The organism is Lachnospira pectinoschiza (assembly GCF_020564355.1).
GTDB lineage: Bacteria > Bacillota > Clostridia > Lachnospirales > Lachnospiraceae > Lachnospira > Lachnospira intestinalis.
Genome location: NZ_JAJCRR010000003.1, coordinates 17,373 through 38,001 on the forward strand (window position 1 = coordinate 17,373; position 20,629 = coordinate 38,001).

Annotated in this window: 12 protein-coding genes; 9 read left to right on the top strand and 3 right to left on the bottom strand. The window is 40.9% G+C overall.

Features of this window, described 5'->3' with window-relative positions:
• Positions 1-42: 42 nt before the first annotated feature.
• The gene (locus tag LI288_RS06220) at positions 43-1,056 is read left to right on the top strand and encodes a sugar kinase (RefSeq protein WP_022433204.1); all 1,014 of its coding nucleotides are present in this window, start codon (positions 43-45) and stop codon (positions 1,054-1,056) included.
• Between the two features lie 97 nt (positions 1,057-1,153).
• Here LI288_RS06220 and LI288_RS06225 read toward each other — a convergent pair whose 3' ends face one another.
• Positions 1,154-1,993 carry a helix-turn-helix domain-containing protein gene (locus LI288_RS06225; RefSeq protein ID WP_227089812.1) on the bottom strand — a complete coding sequence of 280 codons (840 nt, stop codon included), beginning with the start codon at positions 1,991-1,993 and terminating at the stop codon, positions 1,154-1,156.
• Between the two features lie 171 nt (positions 1,994-2,164).
• Here LI288_RS06225 and LI288_RS06230 point away from each other — a divergent pair, with 171 nt between their 5' ends.
• The 3 genes from LI288_RS06230 (at position 2,165) to LI288_RS06240 (ending at position 8,919) form a co-directional block, all read left to right on the top strand.
• Positions 2,165-6,871 carry a glycosyl hydrolase family 95 catalytic domain-containing protein gene (locus LI288_RS06230; RefSeq protein ID WP_227089813.1) on the top strand — a complete coding sequence of 1,569 codons (4,707 nt, stop codon included), beginning with the start codon at positions 2,165-2,167 and terminating at the stop codon, positions 6,869-6,871.
• Positions 6,872-6,973: 102 nt separating this feature from the next.
• A complete protein-coding gene (locus tag LI288_RS06235; protein WP_227089814.1) occupies positions 6,974-7,804 on the top strand; it encodes a Uma2 family endonuclease in 831 nt (276 codons plus the stop codon).
• A 125-nt stretch (positions 7,805-7,929) separates the two neighbouring features.
• The gene (locus LI288_RS06240) at positions 7,930-8,919 is read left to right on the top strand and encodes a LicD family protein (protein ID WP_227089815.1); all 990 of its coding nucleotides are present in this window, start codon (positions 7,930-7,932) and stop codon (positions 8,917-8,919) included.
• 109 nt (positions 8,920-9,028) lie between these two features.
• Here LI288_RS06240 and LI288_RS06245 read toward each other — a convergent pair whose 3' ends face one another.
• Together LI288_RS06245 and LI288_RS06250 are read right to left on the bottom strand one after the other, a co-directional pair.
• Positions 9,029-9,391, bottom strand: coding sequence for a DUF3368 domain-containing protein (locus LI288_RS06245; protein WP_227089816.1), 363 nt, complete (start codon positions 9,389-9,391; stop codon positions 9,029-9,031).
• Positions 9,388-9,678 carry a UPF0175 family protein gene (locus LI288_RS06250; RefSeq protein ID WP_227089817.1) on the bottom strand — a complete coding sequence of 97 codons (291 nt, stop codon included), beginning with the start codon at positions 9,676-9,678 and terminating at the stop codon, positions 9,388-9,390. Before LI288_RS06250 ends, LI288_RS06245 begins: the two co-directional genes overlap by 4 nt.
• A 614-nt stretch (positions 9,679-10,292) precedes the next feature.
• On the opposite strand from LI288_RS06250, the gene ileS reads away from it, so the two are divergent.
• The 5 genes from ileS to LI288_RS06275 all read left to right on the top strand — a co-directional run bounded on the left by ileS (position 10,293) and on the right by LI288_RS06275 (position 20,309).
• A complete protein-coding gene (gene ileS / locus LI288_RS06255; RefSeq protein WP_022433200.1) occupies positions 10,293-13,505 on the top strand; it encodes an isoleucine--tRNA ligase in 3,213 nt (1,070 codons plus the stop codon).
• Positions 13,506-13,609: 104 nt separating this feature from the next.
• Positions 13,610-15,652 carry an ArnT family glycosyltransferase gene (locus tag LI288_RS06260; RefSeq protein ID WP_022433199.1) on the top strand — a complete coding sequence of 681 codons (2,043 nt, stop codon included), beginning with the start codon at positions 13,610-13,612 and terminating at the stop codon, positions 15,650-15,652.
• Between the two features lie 128 nt (positions 15,653-15,780).
• Positions 15,781-18,249, top strand: a complete 2,469-nt coding sequence (locus tag LI288_RS06265; RefSeq protein WP_227089818.1) for a glycogen/starch/alpha-glucan phosphorylase — start codon at positions 15,781-15,783, stop codon at positions 18,247-18,249.
• Between the two features lie 179 nt (positions 18,250-18,428).
• Complete coding sequence (locus tag LI288_RS06270; RefSeq protein ID WP_227089819.1) at positions 18,429-19,385, top strand: SpoIID/LytB domain-containing protein; 957 nt, start codon at positions 18,429-18,431, stop codon at positions 19,383-19,385.
• A gap of 87 nt (positions 19,386-19,472) precedes the next feature.
• On the top strand, positions 19,473-20,309 hold the full coding sequence (locus tag LI288_RS06275; RefSeq protein WP_227089820.1) for a M23 family metallopeptidase: 837 nt from the start codon (positions 19,473-19,475) through the stop codon (positions 20,307-20,309).
• Positions 20,310-20,629 lie beyond the last annotated feature (320 nt).

Below are 20,629 nucleotides of genomic sequence, written 5' to 3' on the forward strand. Positions count from 1 at the left end.
TTAGCGTTTATACGACTGTGAAAATACAGAGAAGGAGACAACATGAAATTTATAGCAATTGGAGAACTGATGTTAAGATTATCTCCGCCGAATTATGAAAAAATTGTTACAACACATGATTTTATCGTAAATTATGGCGGTGCGGAAGCAAATGTTGCAGTATCATTGGCAAATCTTGGCGTAGACAGTACATTTTTTACGGTACTTCCAAATACCGATTTAGGAAAGTCTACGATTAATTACTTAAAGGCAAATGATGTACATACAAAGCACATTATCAAGGCAGACGGAAGAATGGGTCTGTATTACCTTGAGGAAGGTGTTGCCGTAAGAGCTTCCCAGGTTATTTATGACAGAGGCAACTCCGCATTTGCAGAATATGATTATAGTGATGTTGACTTTGAAGATATATTAAAGGATTATGACTGGCTGCATTTAAGCGGTATTACACCGGCGCTTTCTTACAACTGCCGCCGTATGATTGATAAGGCGGTAAAGGTTGCAAAGAAGCTGGGATTGACAGTCAGCTTTGACCCGAATTTCAGAAGTACACTCTGGTCTTTTGGAACGGCAAGAGATGTATTAAGCAAGTATCTTCCATATGTAGATGTATTAATCGGTATTGAGCCGATTCATGTATACAATGAAGACGGAACAGATGTAAAAGACGGTCTGACCATGGACCCTTCATTTAAAGATATGGACAGGGTATTTAAGGCGATTGATAAGCAGTACCATATGAAGGCGATTGCAAGAACAGTCCGCTATGTCCATTCAGGAAGCAACAACTCCTTAAAGGCATTCTTCTATACCAATGGGGAGACTTACGAAAGCAAGACCATTAATTTCGATATCGTTGACCGTGTCGGCGGTGGCGATGCGTTCTCATCAGGTCTGATTTATGCGTTGATGGAAAATATGGATCCGGAAGATGTTGTCAATTTCGCAGTGGCTTCTTCCGTAATGAAACATTCTATCCGCGGCGATACGAATATTACAAGTGTTGCACAGATTAAGAGTCTGATGAACAATGCTTCCTTTGATGTGCAAAGATAATAAATGAAGCGTAATTAATATACAGGAGCGTTTTGTCGGTGGTTTTGAGACTGCCGTAACGCTCCTGTTTTTGTTATTCGCCCAATATGGGCAAGCTTTAATTTATACCTTTAGCGTAATTTTTAGGCGAACTTCCGTAAAATTGCTTAAATGAATTGCTGAAATGTTCGCATGATGAGTAGCCGAGAATTTCAGCAATTTCACGGATTGGTTTTTTGGCTTCCAGCAGTATAATAGCGGCGGACATTCTCGCTTCAGTTCGTTTTTGTAAAAAAGTTTTTCCGTACTGTTCTTTTAACAGCCGTTCAGTCTGCCGTTTGCTTAATCCGATTCTTTCCGAGAGCAAATCTAAAGTAATAGAACTGTAATCATATAAAAAGGCGTTCTCAATTATAAGATTTCTTGCCGTATTCAGGGAAAATTCAGGCAAAATACTAAAGCTGCGTGAGGAATCTTCGTAATTTCTGATAATCAGAATCAACAGCATTTTGCATAGCGCTTCAAGATTATAAGTGTAGCCTGTAAACCGGTTTGAGAGTTCTTCAAATATTTGTTTGAAAATAATAATCAAATTCTGGTTGTCCTGTCCCAACCAGAAGGTGTTGGATAAAAATGTGTGAACTGCACTGCTTTTTTTAACCTTTTCACTTTTAAAAAACACATCAAAATTAATTCCGTATTCAGACATCGGCTCGTCCTGATTTGGGATTTGTTCGTGAAAAACTCCCGGCCCTGTTGTGTAAAGTGTATTAGGCCCGATTTCGTATGAAATATCATCTACAATGACGCTGCCGTAACCGGACGGAATATAGTGGATTTCATAACTGTTTTTGCTGTGACAGTGCTTTGGATAAGTGGAGGTAATAAGCTTATTGGATATACTTGTCACAACAAATTTTACATCATCAATTTTAAATTCAATACATAAATCTTTCATCGCAATCAATTCCTTAAAAATATATAACTAATTTTAACATAAGAAATGTAAAAATGCGACATAAATGTGTGCGTTTGTCGCAGGTATATATTTTATTTAATGTAGAAAAATAATATAATAAAAATAAGTGATTAATCGCTTAGAAATGTATATAATTTTGGAGGAGAGTACATGAAAAGAGGAAAGAGGGGATTTAGTATGGCAGCAGCAATAACGCTGTTAGCCGGTTCTATTTCATTTCCGTCTGTAAGTCAGGGTGCTGAAAATGGGTTGAAAAAATTTGACGCACAGACAACCTTGTGGATGGATACTTGTGTGGAAGAGGTGCTTGGCGAAACAGCAGCAACAACGTATGGCAATCTCGCAGAGGTAAATCCTAATGCGGATTCCAAAAATTCAAGCGGACATCAGAATCCGTACGGAAAGAGCGGAGAGACTCTGACCGACTGGGCTTATTCAGAATATCTCTGGACATACAGCTATCCTGTTGGTAACGGACGTATGGCAGGTATGGTTGCCGGAGGTGTAGACAAAGAGGTTATTCAGATTAATGAGGATACTATATGGGACGGTTCTCCGTATGGTACTATTACAGATGAAAACGGAAACACGATTACTAATATTGATGATACGGCAAAAGCCACGACAATCAGTACAAAAAATCAGACAAGCGGAAGTGTTGCAGACGGTTGGAAATTTTACCGTGGTGCAAATGAGGACGGTACGCCTGCCGCAATAGGTTCCGCAAATGCGATTGTCGGAGATGAAGCATTTCGTCAGGCTTACCCTGAATTTTCAAAGATGTCGATATCATATCAGTCATTAAATATAGATAATTCTAAAACGCAGGAAGCGGTGCAGTACAGATATTCAATGGAGCGTATGGTTGAAAGTACGGTACTTGGCGAGCCGTCTTCACAGCATGCTTACAAGTCTTTTGTCGAGGTTTATCTTGATTTTGGACAGAAGCATGAAAATACATCAAATTACACAAAGAGCCTTGATTTGACAAAGGGTATTGTGACAGTTGATTATGATTATGAAAATGCACATTTTACAAGAGAAACATTTGCAAGTTATCCTGATCAGGCAGTGGTGACACATATAAGTTCAACAAAAGGCCTTTCTTTTAGTGCGCAGCTTCATTCTTATCATAATGCAGAGGGACGCTATAAGTATGAAAAGGTAAGTGATAAAGAGGTAAAACTGACGGCAGCAGTAAGCGACGGAAATAAAAATTCCACAGTGCCGTCACAGATTAATGCTATTCAGTTTGAGGCACATATGCTTCTTGACGGTGACGGGGTATTTTCTGTATCTGATGACAATACGACTGTTACGGTTACAGGCGGCAAAGAGGCTGTAATCTATGTTGTAGGTGCATCAAATTATGTGGATTATTTGAATCTTGATAATACCAAGCCGGCAAGCGACTGTGCAAGGTACATAAAAAATATACAGTCAAAGACTTATGAAACAATTAAAGCGAGACATTTAGAGGACTTCTGTCCGTTATTTGCAGAGACTTCACTGTATCTTGAAAATGCAAACGGCGTGGATTATTCTACAACACCGACAGAGGAGAGAGTAAGAAAAGACATTAACGGTGAGTCGGGATTTACAGTTGGAGCAGGTTCTAACCTTGATTATGCACATAAGACTTCAAATGTATATTCTACATATTCAGAAGGTGATAATCAGCTTGCAGTGCTTGAATTTAACTATGGAAAATATCTGATTATCTCAGGTTCAAGAGACGGAGAAGAGGCAGAGACATCGGAAGATATTGATATTTATGAATCACAGCCGCTTAATCTTACAGGTAAGTGGAATGCTGCATTATCTGCTTCATGGAAGGGAAAATATACGGTTAATATAAATACACAGATGAATTATTGGGCAGCTCAAGGGTTAGGTCTGTCAACATGTGAGCGTCCTCTTATCGATACATTTGATGAGCTGGCGCAGTCAGGTTCAATAACTGCGGCTAACCAGTATGCAATTTATAATGAACGCGGCGATGACACTTATCAGCCGGGAGATCCATGGGTTACACACCACAATTTTGACTTGTGGAGAGGAACACAGCCAATCGATAATGCAACGGCAGGTTTATGGCCGACAGGCGGAATATGGCTGCTTGACCATGCATGGCAGTATTATCAGTACAATTTTGATACGGAATATCTTTCAGAAGTGTATCCGTACATGGTAGGTGCTGCTAAGTTTTTTACGCAGTTCGTTGTTGTAGATGAAAAGACAGGCTATCTTGTAACAGCGGCTTCATGTTCACCTGAACAGGGCGGCGTACAGCCGGGTGCGGCAATGGATACGCAGTTAATCCGTAACTTATATGATATGGTAACAAAGGCAAGTGAAATATTAGGAAAGACTGAAGAAAATAAAGAGCTTCTTGCAGTTATAGACAAGCAGATGCCGTCAACATATTTAGGAGACGAGAAAGGAACTGTTGCACCAAATTTAATAGATAATTCAGGACTTATCAAGGAATGGGCAAGAGGAGATGTAACATTTGATATTTCAAAGAGTTCATCACCTACATGGAATGTTGTAAATCCATTTGCAGCAGACCCGACACAGGCGATAGGTGTATATGCACATGGGGCTTCCAATGCATCAGGACACCGCCACTGCTCACATTTGTTGGAAATGTATCCGGGAACACATTTGAGTGCATATTCAGAAGATGAAAATGAACAGGCAATTTATGAAGCATTCTGCAAATCTGTTGCGGCAAGAGGTGCAGGAAGCGGACAGGGCTGGGGACTTGCATGGAGAATTTCATTAAATGCAAGAGCCTTAGGCGGTGATGCAGCTTCTTCTATGCTTGAACAGCTTTTTACAACGAGAACTTCTCCAAATCTGTTTGACCAGCACCCGAATTTCCAGATAGACGGAAATTACGGAGCTACGGCAGGTATTTTGGAAATGCTTATACAGTCACATGACGGAGCTATTGATTTATTACCGGCATTACCGTCACAGTGGACAGAGGGCTCTTATTCAGGCTTTAAGGCAAGAGGCGGTGCAAGCGTTGACTGCTCATGGAAAAACGGCGTTGCAGATTCAGCAGCCGTTACACCATCACAGGACGGAACGGTAAACGTAAGATATGATTATATTGCAAAGACACAGGTTATCGATTCAAACGGAAATGTAATAAAGACGCAATTAAATGAAGCTGAAAATATGATTACCTTTGAGGGTAAAGCAGGCGTTACATATACAATCAGCGGATTTGGAAAAAATGAGCCGGAATTTATTGAGGGAAGCTGGACAGCAGACGTTTCAAAGGCAACGGGATTTTTTAATACAGAGGCAGGAAAGGCACTTCCTAAGCTTGAAAACAGCAATACTAACGTAGGCTATGTATATAATAATGCTTACAATACAACCGTTGAGGATAAGGAAGTTGGAAGTGTAGGCTTTGCATATCCTGACTGTGATGTCACAGGACTTACAAGGCTTTCAATAAATTGTGCAAGAAAAGCAAAGAACGGAAGTCAGTATGTTTCAATAAGACTTGATGATAAGGACGGAACAGAAATAGCAAAGGCACAGATTACGGCGTCTTCGTATACCGATTTGGAAATGGAGGTTACAATTCCGGAAGGCGTAAGCGGCAAACATAAATTATATGCAGTTGTAACTTCGGTTGGAACGACAACTGATAAATATATTGCTAACTTTAAAGACCTGAAAGGATATTATATGTATAGTAATCCTGATTATGTGGGAGATGACGCTGTAGTATCACTGATTGCAAGTGTTGTTCCGGGAACATACAGGGAATTAAGGGAAATTGAGTTATATTCAAAGGCAGACGGAGTAAAGATTTATTATACAACGGACGGTTCTGATCCAAAGACTTCCGCAACAAAAGTGTTGTATACGGAAAAAATACAGCTTAAGGGTGAAGCAGGAAAGAGTGTAACGACAACAATTAAAGCGTATGCAGTAAATGCAGACCTCGTTGAAAGTGATGTTGCAGAATATGTATATGTTATTGAACTTCCTGAAAATACATTTACAGGTGTAGCTGCCGATGAGAACGGAAGTCTGCATTATTATGAAAATGGTAAGATTGTTGAGAAGTATAACGGAATGGCATCAGATGAAAACGGCAGAAGATACTGGTTTGATTACGGAACAGTGTCAAGAGATAAACAGGTGTATGACCCTGTTAGCGATGGCTGGTACTGGTTTGACGCTGACGGAACGCTGGCAGTCGATAAAGATGTTTATGTTCCTGAGAGCAACGAAAACAGAGAAAACGGTAAATGGGTTCGCTATGATTCAGAGGGTAAGATGGTAAAAGGCGAGGATTACCGTTATAACGGCTGGTATCGTTTTGATGAGATTACCGGAGAGATGATAAAGGGCTGGTATACGACGGAAAACGGAACAGTTTATTATTATAATGATATAACAGGTCAGATGGAGCATGGAGCTGTTGTGATTGACGGAAAACCATGTGCATTTGATAAGGTGACAGGCGTAGGTATTGACTGCGAATGGTATACAATAGACGGCAATGAGTACTGGTATGAATTGGGTGTTCGTCAGGGCTTAGAGGGCCGAGGCAAGGAAATCTACGATCCTAAGTCGGACGCATGGTACTGGCTGGATTCGATTGACGGAGGAAAGAAGGCAGTCAGCAAGGACGTATATCAGGATTCAAACGGCGGAAAATGGGTTCGTTATGATGAAGACGGCCATATGGTAAAGGGCTGGACAGCAAACAGTAATGGACGTTATTATTTTGATTTGATTACCGGAGCAATGATGAAAGGTCTGGTAAATATTAACGGAACAAATCATTACTTTGATGAAATAACGGGAATAAACATTTATTAATAGTAATGATATGTTATTGACAAATGGATATAATATGATACAATTATGCTATGTATCATATTATATCCATTTTTGCATTTGTTTGCGGAAAGAGAGGTACATATGACTTTATCACAAATGCAGTATTATAAGCAGCAGCATGGTTACTCTTATGATCAATTATCACAGCTTACAGGGATTCCGAAGGGAACAATCCAGAAGATATTTACAGGGGTTACGAAGTCGCCAAGATACGATACGCTTCAGGCATTGGAACGTGTGTTAAAGCCTGTGAATCAGGATAAACCTGCCGGATTCGCAGATGATGAACAAGCAGGCTTAATAAATCAGCCTGATATGGTTTGTGGAGCGGCTGTGCCGTATGGACAAAAGAAGCAGGGCGAGTATACGCTTGAAGATTATTATGCACTGCCTGAAGATAAAAGATATGAATTGATTGACGGTGTGCTTTATGAGATGACGGTACCGACTACGGTTCATCAGATAATAGCATTGCAGATGTGCTATCAGATAGAACGCTTTATTGAGGAAAGAGAAGGCAACTGCATGACGTATATAGCTCCCGTAGATGTCCAGCTTGACTGTGATGACAAGACGATGGTGGAACCTGATGTTATTATTCTGTGTGACAGAAGTAAGGATATTAACAGGTGTATTTACGGTGCGCCTGATTTTGTGGCAGAGGTTTTGTCAAAGTCTACAAGAAGAAAGGACATCGGCGTTAAGACATATAAATATTCTAATGCAGGTGTTCGTGAATACTGGATGATTGACCCGAAGGATATGAAAGTGATTGTCTATACATTTGCACAGAATGATGATGCGGAAGATACGGTCAGTATTTTCGAATTTCAGGATAAGATTCCTGTGGGAATTTATAACGGGGAACTTAAAATTGATTTTGCTAAAATCAGTAAAAGGCTGGAAGCATAAAAATATTTTCCAAATTCAGATGTTTTTGTGTTATCATAAAGACATCTGAATCGTGTTGAATCACGATATCAAAGGGGAGGAAATGTATGATGGTTTACTTTCTGATTATCATACACGGGTAATATATGAAATTTGATGATGATTTTTTTAAAGCAGAAGTAAGAGAAGGATTTGAGATTACATCTATGATGAAACGGGCATGGGCGGCTCAAATGGAAGTATTTCAGGTTGTAGCGGATGTATGCAGAAAAAATAAATTAAGATATTTTGCAGATTGGGGAACCCTGCTTGGCGCCGTAAGACATAAAGGAATGATTCCGTGGGATGACGATATTGATATATGTCTTATGAGAGAGGAATATAATGAGTTAATAAAAATACTTCCGAAGGAACTGCCACACGGATTTGTTGTGGCAGGAATGTATGCAGATTCACCACGTTTGCAGACGGCCGCTTTTGTACCACAATTAAGAGTAATCGCAGATGAGGAACTGTGGGATTTTAACGATTATATGAAATATTTTCACGGTTTTCCGTATCAGCGGGCAGGTATTGATATTTTTCCGGTGGATTATTTATCAAGGGACCCAGAATTTGTAACTGCCCAGAAAGAAATCATAAAAGCAGGTATGCTCATACTTGAAAAATGGGATGATTTGCGAAAAACAAATTCCTTAATAGAATGTTTAACAGCGTTTGGTAATCTGTGCAATGTAAAAATTGAATTAAAGGCAACGGTTGCAGAGGTTGAAAACCAGATATGGAAAATTATAGATAGCATATCTGCATTATGTTATAAAGAGGAAGCCGATTATGTTACCGAATTTCAATTTTGGATTGAAAAAGAAAGCTACAAAATGCATAAAGAATGTTTTAATTCAGTTATTAAAATGCCGTTTGAGCACTTTAGTGTAAATGCTCCGGCAAGCTGGGATGAAGTGCTCAGTGCGGAATTCGGTGATTATATGACACCTGTAATCGGAAGTGCCGACCACCGTTATCCATTCTATGGTCATATGGAGGAGGAACTGATTCGTCAGATTAGAAATGTTGGTTTTAAGGGCAGTGTTGATGAATTCTGTGAAGAAGTTTCAAGCGGAAGACTGCGAGTATAATAATTGAAGGAACAAAGAAATTTTGATTGGAAACAGCTTAAATCACATTACGTAAATTTCAATCTAAAACCTAAAAACAGACTTTGGATTTTATTACCCAAAGTCTGTTTTAATCTTTCAGTCGGTTTAACAGCATTTGATAATGCCGCTGTCCGATATGACGTCCTGCGTGCTGCAATCCGGTGATACATTCTTTTAACTCATCGGTCAGAACAATGGCTTCACTCTCGCCGAGGTCAAGTCCCGTTGCTCTTTTTAAGATATTAACGGATTCGGGAACATTTACAGGCTTTATGAAAATGAATTTCTTTTGACGGATTTGTTCGGCTTCTAATTGAAAACGTTCATCAGCTGTCAGTTCGTTGAATACCGCCTGTGGAATAAATACTTCTCCAAACAATTTTTCTAACAAATCCAAACGATTGATTTTAAGAAGCGATATAAGCGGTGTTGTATCTGATACAACAATCATATGGCAGCCTCCTTCTTTTTTAACTGTCTGAAAGTATTCAGTTCATCGTCTAAGTCATCCATTGTCATATCAAAATAAGAATAGCCTAATGTATCATACAAATCAATCAGTTCTGATTTTCTAATACCAAGAATTTCAGCTGCACGACCATGAGATATCGTTTGATTTAATATATATGGGTATAGTAGTAACGCATTTCTGGTAAGTTCAGCTTCCGGATTCATTGTTATCAAATATTTTGCCATTTCTGTTGGAACGTTAATAGTTACAGATTCTGTAGTTACCATTATATCACGACCTTTCTCTATGCTTCTATATCTTTGCTTTTAAAAATTCTATATTCTAAAAACAAGAATGTACTTTTTACATTTATTTCTTTATTATCATTATAGCCAGTATTTTCAATCTCTACAACTGAATTTTTTATAACCAAAGAATTAGCGTAAAATTCTTGACAAGAACCATAATCTCTTATAAAATGAACCTAAATGCTATGACGAAGACAGTAGGATATCTTTGAACGCAAAAGCGAGCCGGGAGGGTGAGAGCCGGTGCAAGTAGAATTTATCTGAACATCACTTCCAAGCATCCAAACTGAAAGCAGGAAACCTGTAAGTAAATGAGGACGGTAATCCCACCGTTACAGGGGACGCATATGCTGGTATGTCGTAATTGGTTTTGGATTTTGGATAGAACGAATGATTTTACCCTCCGCCGTATTACGGCGGAGGTTTTTTGTGTAATATTACACAAAAGGCACTACGTGCCGATGATGCGCACTCGCGCGAAGTTGCAGTTTGCCGCAGACGACCGCACTCGGCGTGGGAATGTGCAAAACCTCAAAAATCAGTAGTTTATAAATAGAAGTTATTTGCCGGAGGGCAGGAAAGGAAGTATCAATATGGTTTACGAAAAAGTATCACCGGATATGAAGTTCGTAGAAAGAGAAAAAGAAGTAGAAAAGTTCTGGAAGGATAATGACATTTTCCGGAAAAGTATAGACAACCGCAGAAAAGGTGAAGTGTACACATTTTATGACGGACCGCCTACTGCAAACGGAAAGCCGCATATCGGACACGTGCTGACACGTGTTATTAAGGATATGATTCCAAGATACCGTACAATGAAAGGCTATATGGTTCCTCGTAAGGCAGGATGGGATACACACGGACTGCCGGTAGAACTTGAAGTTGAAAAGATGTTAGGCTTAGACGGCAAGGAACAGATTGAAGAATACGGTCTGGAACCTTTTATCAAGCATTGTAAGGAAAGTGTCTGGAAGTACAAGGGTATGTGGGAAGATTTCTCATCAACCGTTGGTTTCTGGGCAGATATGGAACATCCGTATGTTACCTATGATAATAACTTTATTGAATCAGAATGGTGGGCTTTAAAGCAGATCTGGGACAAGGGTCTGTTATACAAGGGCTTTAAGATTGTACCTTACTGCCCACGCTGCGGTACTCCGCTGTCTTCACACGAAGTAGCGCAGGGTTATAAAAATGTCAAGGAACGTTCCGCAGTCGTACGTTTCAAGGTAAAGGGAGAAGATGCGTATTTTCTTGCATGGACAACAACACCATGGACACTTCCGTCAAACGTTGCGCTCTGTGTTAATCCGGAAGAAACTTATGTCAAGGTAAAAGCGGCAGACGGTTATACCTACTATATGGCAGAAGCCCTGCTTGACAAGGTACTTGGCGGACTGGCTGTTAAGGCAGGTCAGACTGTGGCAGGCGTTCAGGCTGAAGAAGGTAAGGAACTCGGAAGCGGCGCAGGTGTTGACTACGAAGTTCTTGAAAAATATACAGGTAAAGATTTAGAATACAAGGAATACGAACCGTTATATGCATGTGCGGCTGAAGTTGCCGAAAAGCAGCATAAGAAGGGACATTTTGTAACCTGTGATACGTATGTTACGATGTCAGACGGTACCGGTATCGTTCATATCGCCCCTGCATTCGGTGAAGACGATGCCAAGGTCGGCAGAAAATATGACCTTCCGTTTGTACAGTTCGTAGACGGTAAGGGTGAATTGACAGAAGAAACACCATATGCCGGATTATTTGTAAAGAAGGCAGACCCGGAAGTATTAAAGGATTTAGACAAGGAAGGCAAGTTATTTGATGCGCCGAAGTTTGAACATGATTATCCGTTCTGCTGGAGATGTGATACACCGCTGATTTACTATGCAAGAGAATCATGGTTTATCAAGATGACAGAAGTAAAGGATGACTTAATCCGCAACAACAACACCATCAACTGGATTCCTGAAACAATCGGTAAGGGACGTTTCGGTGCATGGCTTGAAAATGTTCAGGACTGGGGTATTTCAAGAAACAGATATTGGGGTACGCCGCTCAATATCTGGCAGTGTGAAGACTGCGGAGAAATGATGTCTATCGGAAGCATTGAGGAATTAAAAGAAAAATCCGACAACTGCCCGGACGATATCGAATTACACAGACCGTATATTGATGCGGTAACCTGCAAGTGTCCGAAGTGCCAGGGTACGATGAAACGTGTGCCGGAAGTTATCGACTGCTGGTTTGACTCCGGTTCAATGCCGTTTGCACAGCACCACTATCCGTTTGAAAATAAGGAAATTTTTGAACAGCAGTTCCCGGCAAAATTTATTTCTGAAGCCGTAGACCAGACACGAGGCTGGTTCTACTCACTGCTTGCGATTTCAACGCTGCTGTTTAACAAAGCACCTTATGAAAATGTTATCGTTTTAGGACACGTCCAGGATGCAGACGGACAGAAGATGAGTAAGTCCAAGGGAAATGCCGTAGACCCGTTTGATGCGTTACAGACACACGGCGCAGATGCAATCCGCTGGTATTTCTATGAAAATTCCGCACCATGGCTGCCAAACCGTTTCCACGACAAGGCAGTAACGGAAGGTCAGAGAAAGTTCATGGGAACCATCTGGAATACGTATGCGTTCTTCGTATTGTATGCGAATATTGATAATTTTGATGCAACCAAATATACACTGGAATACGATAAGCTTCCGGTTATGGATAAGTGGATTCTTTCCAAGTTAAATACGGTTGTCAAAGAAGTGGACAACAATCTTGAAAATTATAAGATTACGGAAACAGCCAGAGTGTTGGAAGACTTTGTAGACGAGCTTTCTAACTGGTATGTAAGACGCTGCCGTGAACGTTTCTGGGCAAAGGGCATGGAACAGGATAAGATTAATGCATACATGACATTGTATACAACACTGGTTACGCTGTGTAAGACAGCCGCACCGATGATTCCGTTTATGACAGAAAGCATTTACAGAAATCTTGTATGCAGCATTGATAAAAATGCGCCAATCAGCGTTCATCTGTGTGACTTCCCGGAAGTTCATAAGGAATGGATTGACAAGCAGCTTGAAGACAATATGGAAGACGTATTAAATGCCGTTGTTATCGGACGTGCATGCCGTAACGCAACCAATATCAAGAACAGACAGCCAATCGGACAGATGTTCATTAAAGCGCCGTGGAAGCTGGATGATTTCTTTACCGATATTATCGCAGACGAATTAAATGTAAAGAAAGTTGAATACAAGGACGATGTCAGAGATTTCACTTCTTACACATTTAAGCCGCAGTTAAAGACACTCGGACCGAAGTACGGCAAGTTCTTAGGTGAAATCAGAAAGCAGCTTGGTGAACTTGACGGCAATGCTGCAATGGATGAGTTAAATAAGGTCGGATTTATCACCTTACAGGTAAACGGACAGGATATCCAGCTTGAAAAGGCAGATCTGTTAATTGAAATGACACAGCAGGAAGGCTTTGTGGCAAGCTCCGATAAGGGCATTACGGTTGTTATGGATACGAATTTAACACCGGAACTCTTAGAAGAAGGCTTTATCCGTGAAGTCATCAGCAAGATTCAGACCATGCGTAAGGATGCAGGATTTGAAGTAATGGATAAGATTCATGTAACGGTCAGCGGAAATGACAAGATTTCTGCACTGATTGACAAAAATGCAGCACAGATTACAAAGATTGTTCTGGCAGAAGACATTACAGAGGGAGAAGCAAAAGGCTTTACAAAAGAATGGAATATTAATGGTGAGCAGGTAACACTGGGCGTAGAGAGAATTTAGTGTAACACTGCACAGTACTGCAACGGACAAATTGCATCAGGTTATTTCAAAAATATGCCTGATGCAATTTGTGTTTTAAGCGTAAAGAAAGAATGGAGATGAATATGGAGTTTCTAAAAAAAGTGTATCATGCAGTGGCGGCAGTGCTGCTGATGCTGGTGACATCATTGATTTACGGCGGCTATATACTGGAATGGAGAGGTAAAAGACCACTTTGTATCCTGATAGCGGCAATGGCAGTGACAGCAGTGCTGATTGCTCTGGTGTGCCGGTATCTGAAAAAATACGCAGGTCAGATTGCGGTTGTCTGTATTGTTCCGATGACATTCTGTCTGGCAACCGGACTTTATAAGCTGTATATGGTGGCAGCAGACAGCCGGAGTATTTTCTATCTGGCAATGATTTTTTTCGCTGCGGCTTATTTTATCACAGAATATCTGTTAAATCTGTGTATGGAAAATGCTTCGCTGCAAAATATACGACAATTTTTCAATACGCATAAGTGGGTACTGATTCTTATTTTTATTGCAGTTTTATGCCGTGTGCCGCTGCTTTCACAGCTTCCGCGCTGGGATTCGGGAGAATATTATTATCGGCTGATTCTCGGAACACATCATTTTGAATATACGGGTTTTAAAGAGTTCGTGGAAAATTATGCGCTGTGCGGACATCCGACACTGGGATTCTGTCTTGTATATCTGCCGGGAGAACTTGCTTTTTCACAGGAAGTCATCGGTGTTACACTGACCAGCCTGATTCTGACGGCACTGGCGCTGTGGTGTGTGTACCGCATATTCTTAAAAATCCTGCCGCAGGTTACAGAAGGAAAAGCAGCGGTGTGTACATTTTTACTGTCATTTTCACCACTGTTTTTCGGTATGACCATGTATTTTAATCCGGACTATGCACTGGCGGTATTTTTTATATTTCTGTTATACAGCTATGTGTATGACAAGGCGGTTCTTGCGGCGTTTTTTTCGCTTCTGTGCTTTCAGACGAAAGAAACAGGACTGGTGCTGGTCGGCGGACTGGTGTTTGGCATTTTTATCCAGCATATTGCAGAAAAGAGAAGCCATGCCGTAAAAGCAATTTTTAAAGATGTAAAGTTATATGCAATTCTTGCAGTGACACTGTTACAGCTGTATTATACAAAGTTTATCGGTGGTATTGCAACGTGGACACAAAACGGAAATGAAGAACCGGGACTGCGCTGGGACAGCACAGGAGAGAATTGTCTGGGCTTTCAGCCGGCATTTGTGGCAGTTAAATTAAAACAGCAGTTTTTGTTAAATTTCAATTGGATACTGACAGCCGGTATTGTCATTGCGGTTGCGTGGTGGTTTATTTTAAAAGTAAAAGGCAGGAAAAAAATTCAGGCATCGTGTAAAATCTGCGGCATCGCCGGAGCATTTGTTGCATTTTTATCGTTTTCATGTCTGTATATTACGGCATCGGTGGCAAGATATAATGTAGCGGGTGATGTTTTGCTGTATCTGATATTTTTTTATTGTATGGCGCTTTTTGCGGCAGAATTGCCGGAAAGCACATTTTTAAAGAAAAAATATGCAGGCATGGCAGTGACGGCAGTATTTGGCGTTTTACTTGCCGGTGAGTGCGTATTTACGATTGACCCGGTGACAAGAGGGTTGTTTTTAAAGCTGGATACCGGAAATACAACGCTTTGTTTTACGGGAAAGGTCAGCGATATCAACAGCATTTATTACGGGGATTACCTCATTTATAATACGCAGTATACGTATATTGACAAGGCATATGATAAAGTGCTTGCAGATGTGGATTACCACCCAGATACAACGGATATTTATATCCCGGACAGCAACGGTTCATTTATCTGCGGCAATCTTCCGTTTTATTATTTAAACTGGGATGAAAAAACGAAAAAAAGAGTTTTTTATGAGAATGAAAATACACAGGAAATGGAATTCTATAATGAAGTAAAATATTTTTCTTCCGAAATGGTATCAAAGGGAAAGGATAAGGCGGTACTGATTGTAAACCCGTACATGATAAATGTCCATGAAGAGGAGCATCTGGCAAAGCTTGCGCCGTATTATGAAATCGGCGAGCGTAAAGAAGTAAAACTGTTGCAGGGCAGTATTGTATACTACGAACTGACAAGAAAATAAGATGGAATTCATAGGAAAGCAAAAAAGATACTGATGTTGCATAAATCTGGTTCGCAGTGTATAATTATTGGTATATTATTACTTTCTTAAAGAAAAGACAGAAACTTTTTGTGAGCGGAGGGACGCAGATGGTTAGAACAAATACTTTTAACAAAGAGGAATTTAAAAAGGATATTAAGGATAATTGTAAGCTTCTGTATCGTAAGAATATCGATGAATGTGATGATCAGCAGAAGTTTCAGGCAGTTGCGTATTCTGTCAAGAATATTATCATTGATAAATGGATTGCAACCCACAAGGAATATGAAAAGCAGGATGTTAAAATTGTCTGCTATATGTCTATGGAATTCCTGATGGGCCGTGCGCTCGGCAACAACATGATTAACCTTATGGCATACGATGAGATTAAAGAAGTGCTTGCAGAGCTTGGCATTGATATTAATGTGATTGAAGATCAGGAACCGGATGCAGCACTTGGTAACGGCGGTCTGGGACGTCTTGCAGCGTGCTTTTTGGATTCTTTGGCAACACTGGAATATCCGGCATACGGCTGTGGCATCCGTTACAGATACGGTATGTTTAAGCAGGAGATTAAGGACGGTTATCAGATTGAAGTGCCGGATAACTGGTTAAAAGACGGTAATCCGTTTGAAATTAAGCGTGACGAATACCGTTATGAAGTAAAATTCGGCGGCTATGTACGTTCTTACCGTGATGAAAAGACCGGCAGAGATATGTTTGTACAGGAAGATTACCGTTCTGTCATTGCAGTACCGTATGACCTTCCGGTAGTCGGCTACGGCAACAATACCGTGAATACATTAAGAATCTGGGATGCAGAGCCGGTCAATACCTTTAATCTGAACTCTTTTGATAAGGGTGATTACCAGAAGGCGATTGAGGAAGAAAACCTTGCAAAGAATATTGTCGAAGTGCTTTATCCGAATGATAACCATTATGCAGGTAAGGAGCTGCGTTTAAAACAGCAGTATTTCTTCGTGTCAGCCAGTGTACAGAGAGCGGTAGATCAGTATAAGAAGCACCATGACGACTGCAGAAAGCTTTATGAAAAAGTTACATTCCAGTTAAATGATACCCACCCGACTGTTGCGGTTGCGGAACTGATGCGTATCCTTATGGATGAAGAAGGCTTAGAGTGGGATGAAGCATGGGACGTAACGACAAAGACCGTTGCATATACCAACCATACGATTATGTCAGAAGCGCTTGAAAAATGGCCGTTAGAGCTGTTCTCAAGACTGCTTCCTAGAATTTATCAGATTGTTGAAGAAATCAACAGAAGATTTGTTGAAGAAATCAAGACAAAATATCCGGGCGACCAGGAAAAAATCCGCAAGATGGCAATCATTTATGACGGACAGGTCAAAATGGCACACCTTGCAATCTGCGCAGGCTACTCTGTAAACGGTGTTGCTAAGCTCCATACAGAGATTCTTGAAAAGCAGGAATTAAAGGATTTCTATGAAATGATGCCGCAGAAGTTTAACAATAAGACCAACGGTATTACACAGAGAAGATTTCTCTTACACGGCAATCCGCTGTTATCCGCATGGATTACGGATAAGATTGGCGATGCATGGGTAACAGACCTGCCGCAGTTAAAGAAGCTGCTTCCGTATGTGGATGATGAAAAGGCACAGCAGGAATTTATGCAGATTAAGAGAAAGAACAAGGTCCGTCTGGCAAAATATATCAAAGAGCATAACGGCATTGATGTAGACCCGGATTCCATCTTTGACGTACAGGTAAAGCGTCTGCATGAATACAAGCGCCAGCTGCTGAATATTCTGCATGTAATGTATCTGTATAATGAATTAAAGAAAAATCCGGATATGGATATGACACCGAGAACATTTATTTTCGGCGCAAAGGCAGCCGCCGGATACAGGATTGCGAAGCTTACGATTAAGTTGATTAACAATGTGGCAGATGTGATTAACAACGATGCTTCCATCAACGGAAAGATTAAGGTTGTATTTATTGAAAACTACCGTGTATCCAACGGTGAAATCATCTTTGCGGCAGCCGATGTCAGCGAGCAGATTTCAACGGCTTCTAAGGAGGCTTCCGGTACGGGTAACATGAAGTTTATGTTAAACGGTGCGATGACACTCGGAACAATGGACGGTGCCAATGTTGAAATCGTTCAGGAAGTCGGCATTGAAAATGCAGTGATTTTTGGTCTGAGTTCAGATGAAGTTATCCGCTATGAGAATGAAGGCGGCTATGACCCGATGGAAATCTTTAACAATGATCAGGCGGTCCGTGAGATTTTAACAGAGCTGATTAACGGTAAATATTCACCGGAAGACCCTGAGATGTTCCGTGATATTTACAATTCACTGCTGAGTAACCAGGGCGGAAGACGTGCAGATACGTACTTTATCTTAAAAGATTTCCGTTCTTATGCAGAAGCACAGAAACAGATTGATGCCCGTTATAAGAACAGCGCAGGCTGGGCGAAATCCGTGATGTTAAATGTTGCCAATGCAGGTAAGTTCTCATCCGACAGAACGATTGAAGAATATGTATCTGATATCTGGAAGTTAAAGAAAGTCCACGTTCCGATGAACTAAATGGAAGTGTTGATAAATCATGCAGGTCTGTGACCGGATATAAAAATGATTATAAACGGAATTGTGCAGGCAGTCCGGAAAAGTAAATCTTTCCCGGTTGTCTGTACATTTTTTTTGATTTCTTTCATAAACTGTTATAGCAGACCTTAAAAGGTTTACGGAAAGAGATGGAAAACGCGATGAACCGGACAAGAATTTTTTTAAGAAATAAAGCCGCCGTACTGACAGCAGTGATTCTCATAGACCTGCTTGTGCCGTATGCCGTAACAGCCACCGTGACAGGCAGAATTGAGCAGAATGTGTCGGAAAGCGTAATACAGGGCAGGAAAGTCATTATACAGTATAAAAATGCCACGCAGGCGGTGGATTTGAATCAGTTTATTGTGATGGTGCTTGCGGCACGGTTTGACAAATCGCAGGAAATTGAAGTATTAAAAGCGGAAAGTGTCATGGTGCGTACCGATATTTACCGGGTGATGGGAGCGGCGATGCAGGCGGACAGTACAAGCCTTGGTCTGGAATTTTTCACCGAAAAGCAGATGAAGGCATCATGGCAGGAAAATTATGAAAGTAATTATGCGTTGATTGCAGACTGTGTGGCATCAACCGGCAGCAGTGTTTTGATGTATCAGAATGCATATATTGAGGCAAAATATACAGCAGTCAGTGCCGGAAAGACGTTGTCCGGGAGTGAGATTTCAGAAGAAAAATATGCGTATCTTGCGGCGGTGGACTGCCCGGAGGATATTAAAAGCACAGATTATTTAAGGGTAGAAACATTTACGTATAAAGACTTTGTCAAAAAGATAAAAAGCGGCTATGAGCAGGCAGGGCTGCACGAAGAAGCGCCATTTCAGGATATTCAGATTGTGTCGAAAACCGACAGCGGTTATGTGACCAAAATACAGGCAGGCAATGTCATTATGAGCGGAACGGAATTTGCAAAAATTCTGGGTTTATCGTCTGCGGCAATGACGATTGAAAACAGTAACGGCAAGATTAAAATTACGACAAAAGGCTTAGGTGATGGTATGGGTGTAAGCCTTTATACCGCAGATTTTATGGCAAAACAAGGCAGTTCTTACGAGCAGATTTTAAAGGCATTTTACAGTGGAATTACCATTGTTTCACAGTAATCAGACGTATAGTTTGATGAAAACTGGCAATCATATTAACATCAAAGGTCAGTCAGATATCTGGCGGAAAAAGGAATGGAGGTTCATATGAAAGACAGTGGATTCAAACTGAATAAAGAAAAAGTCTTTGGCACAATCATATCATTTGCTATTATTCTGACACTTGGATACGGAATTTATTCGGTGGCGGTCAATTCCGGACGAAAAGAAAATCAGGAAAATATCGTCAACTTAAATGAATCTGGACAGGATAATGTAGCACTTCGGACAGAAGATGTAACACAGGAATATTCTGACATTTTACAGGCTCCGGAAAAGACAGACGGCAGTGATGATGCGGAAGCTGCCAATGCCGGTGCAAAGGCAGAAGGACTTTCTGCCGCGCAGGAAAATATCACAACCGGTAAGGAAGCACAAGGAACAGACACGGCAGAGGAATCGCAGGAATCACAGGAAGCGCAGGCGGCAAAGACTTCTGCCAAGGCAAATCCGGCTGCGGCGTACTCTTTTGATGAAAGTGATACGCTGATGTGGCCAGTAACCGGCGATATTGTTTTAAAATACAGCATGGATACGACCATTTATTTTAAAACACTTGGAATGTATAAATGTAATCCGGCAGTCAGTATTGCGGCAGAAGCGGGAACCAATGTCGGTGTGGCAGCAGACGGCGTTGTGGAATCCGTAACTTACAGTGAAGAAACGGGAAATACCGTGGCAGTAGCAATCGGTGACGGTTATGTGACAACGTATGGACTGATAGATAATGTGGTGGTAAAAAAAGGCGACACGGTTGTGGCAGGACAGCTTTTGGGAACAGTATCCGACCCGACAGCATATTATGTAGAAGAAGGCCCGAATCTGTATTTTATGCTGACAAAGGACGGCGAACCGGTAGACCCGGCGGCGTATTTTGAAGACTAGTATGCAAAGGATAAGAAAATAAAGCGCCTTTAAAATTCACACAAAAAGCAAAGCAATAAAATCAGCCATACGGCAGGAATGGAATTTAAGTGGGTAGATAAAGGTACGCGGGCGCTTGTATTATAGATTGTGGGAGGTTTCAGACATAACAGTCGGAAGCCTCCTTTTGTTACGCTGCCTGTACGGGAAAGCAGATTTGTAAAAAGACAGACGGAATATGCAGCGTGGGACTTGTAAAAGGGGATTGCAGGCGGGTATAATAAAACGAAAAGAAAAGGAACATGGATAATAAATGAATAAGAAACTTAAAGGAGAAAGCA

Bases quoted from the DNA above. Each gene is read 5' to 3' on its own strand.
- LI288_RS06220 (WP_022433204.1), top strand. From the start codon at position 43: ATGAAATTTATAGCAATTGGAGAACTGATGTTAAGATTATCTCCGCCG.
- LI288_RS06225 (WP_227089812.1), bottom strand. From the start codon at position 1,993: ATGAAAGATTTATGTATTGAATTTAAAATTGATGATGTAAAATTTGTT.
- LI288_RS06230 (WP_227089813.1), top strand. From the start codon at position 2,165: ATGAAAAGAGGAAAGAGGGGATTTAGTATGGCAGCAGCAATAACGCTG.
- LI288_RS06235 (WP_227089814.1), top strand. From the start codon at position 6,974: ATGACTTTATCACAAATGCAGTATTATAAGCAGCAGCATGGTTACTCT.
- LI288_RS06240 (WP_227089815.1), top strand. From the start codon at position 7,930: ATGAAATTTGATGATGATTTTTTTAAAGCAGAAGTAAGAGAAGGATTT.
- LI288_RS06245 (WP_227089816.1), bottom strand. From the start codon at position 9,391: ATGATTGTTGTATCAGATACAACACCGCTTATATCGCTTCTTAAAATC.
- LI288_RS06250 (WP_227089817.1), bottom strand. From the start codon at position 9,678: ATGGTAACTACAGAATCTGTAACTATTAACGTTCCAACAGAAATGGCA.
- ileS (WP_022433200.1), top strand. From the start codon at position 10,293: ATGGTTTACGAAAAAGTATCACCGGATATGAAGTTCGTAGAAAGAGAA.
- LI288_RS06260 (WP_022433199.1), top strand. From the start codon at position 13,610: ATGGAGTTTCTAAAAAAAGTGTATCATGCAGTGGCGGCAGTGCTGCTG.
- LI288_RS06265 (WP_227089818.1), top strand. From the start codon at position 15,781: ATGGTTAGAACAAATACTTTTAACAAAGAGGAATTTAAAAAGGATATT.
- LI288_RS06270 (WP_227089819.1), top strand. From the start codon at position 18,429: ATGAACCGGACAAGAATTTTTTTAAGAAATAAAGCCGCCGTACTGACA.
- LI288_RS06275 (WP_227089820.1), top strand. From the start codon at position 19,473: ATGAAAGACAGTGGATTCAAACTGAATAAAGAAAAAGTCTTTGGCACA.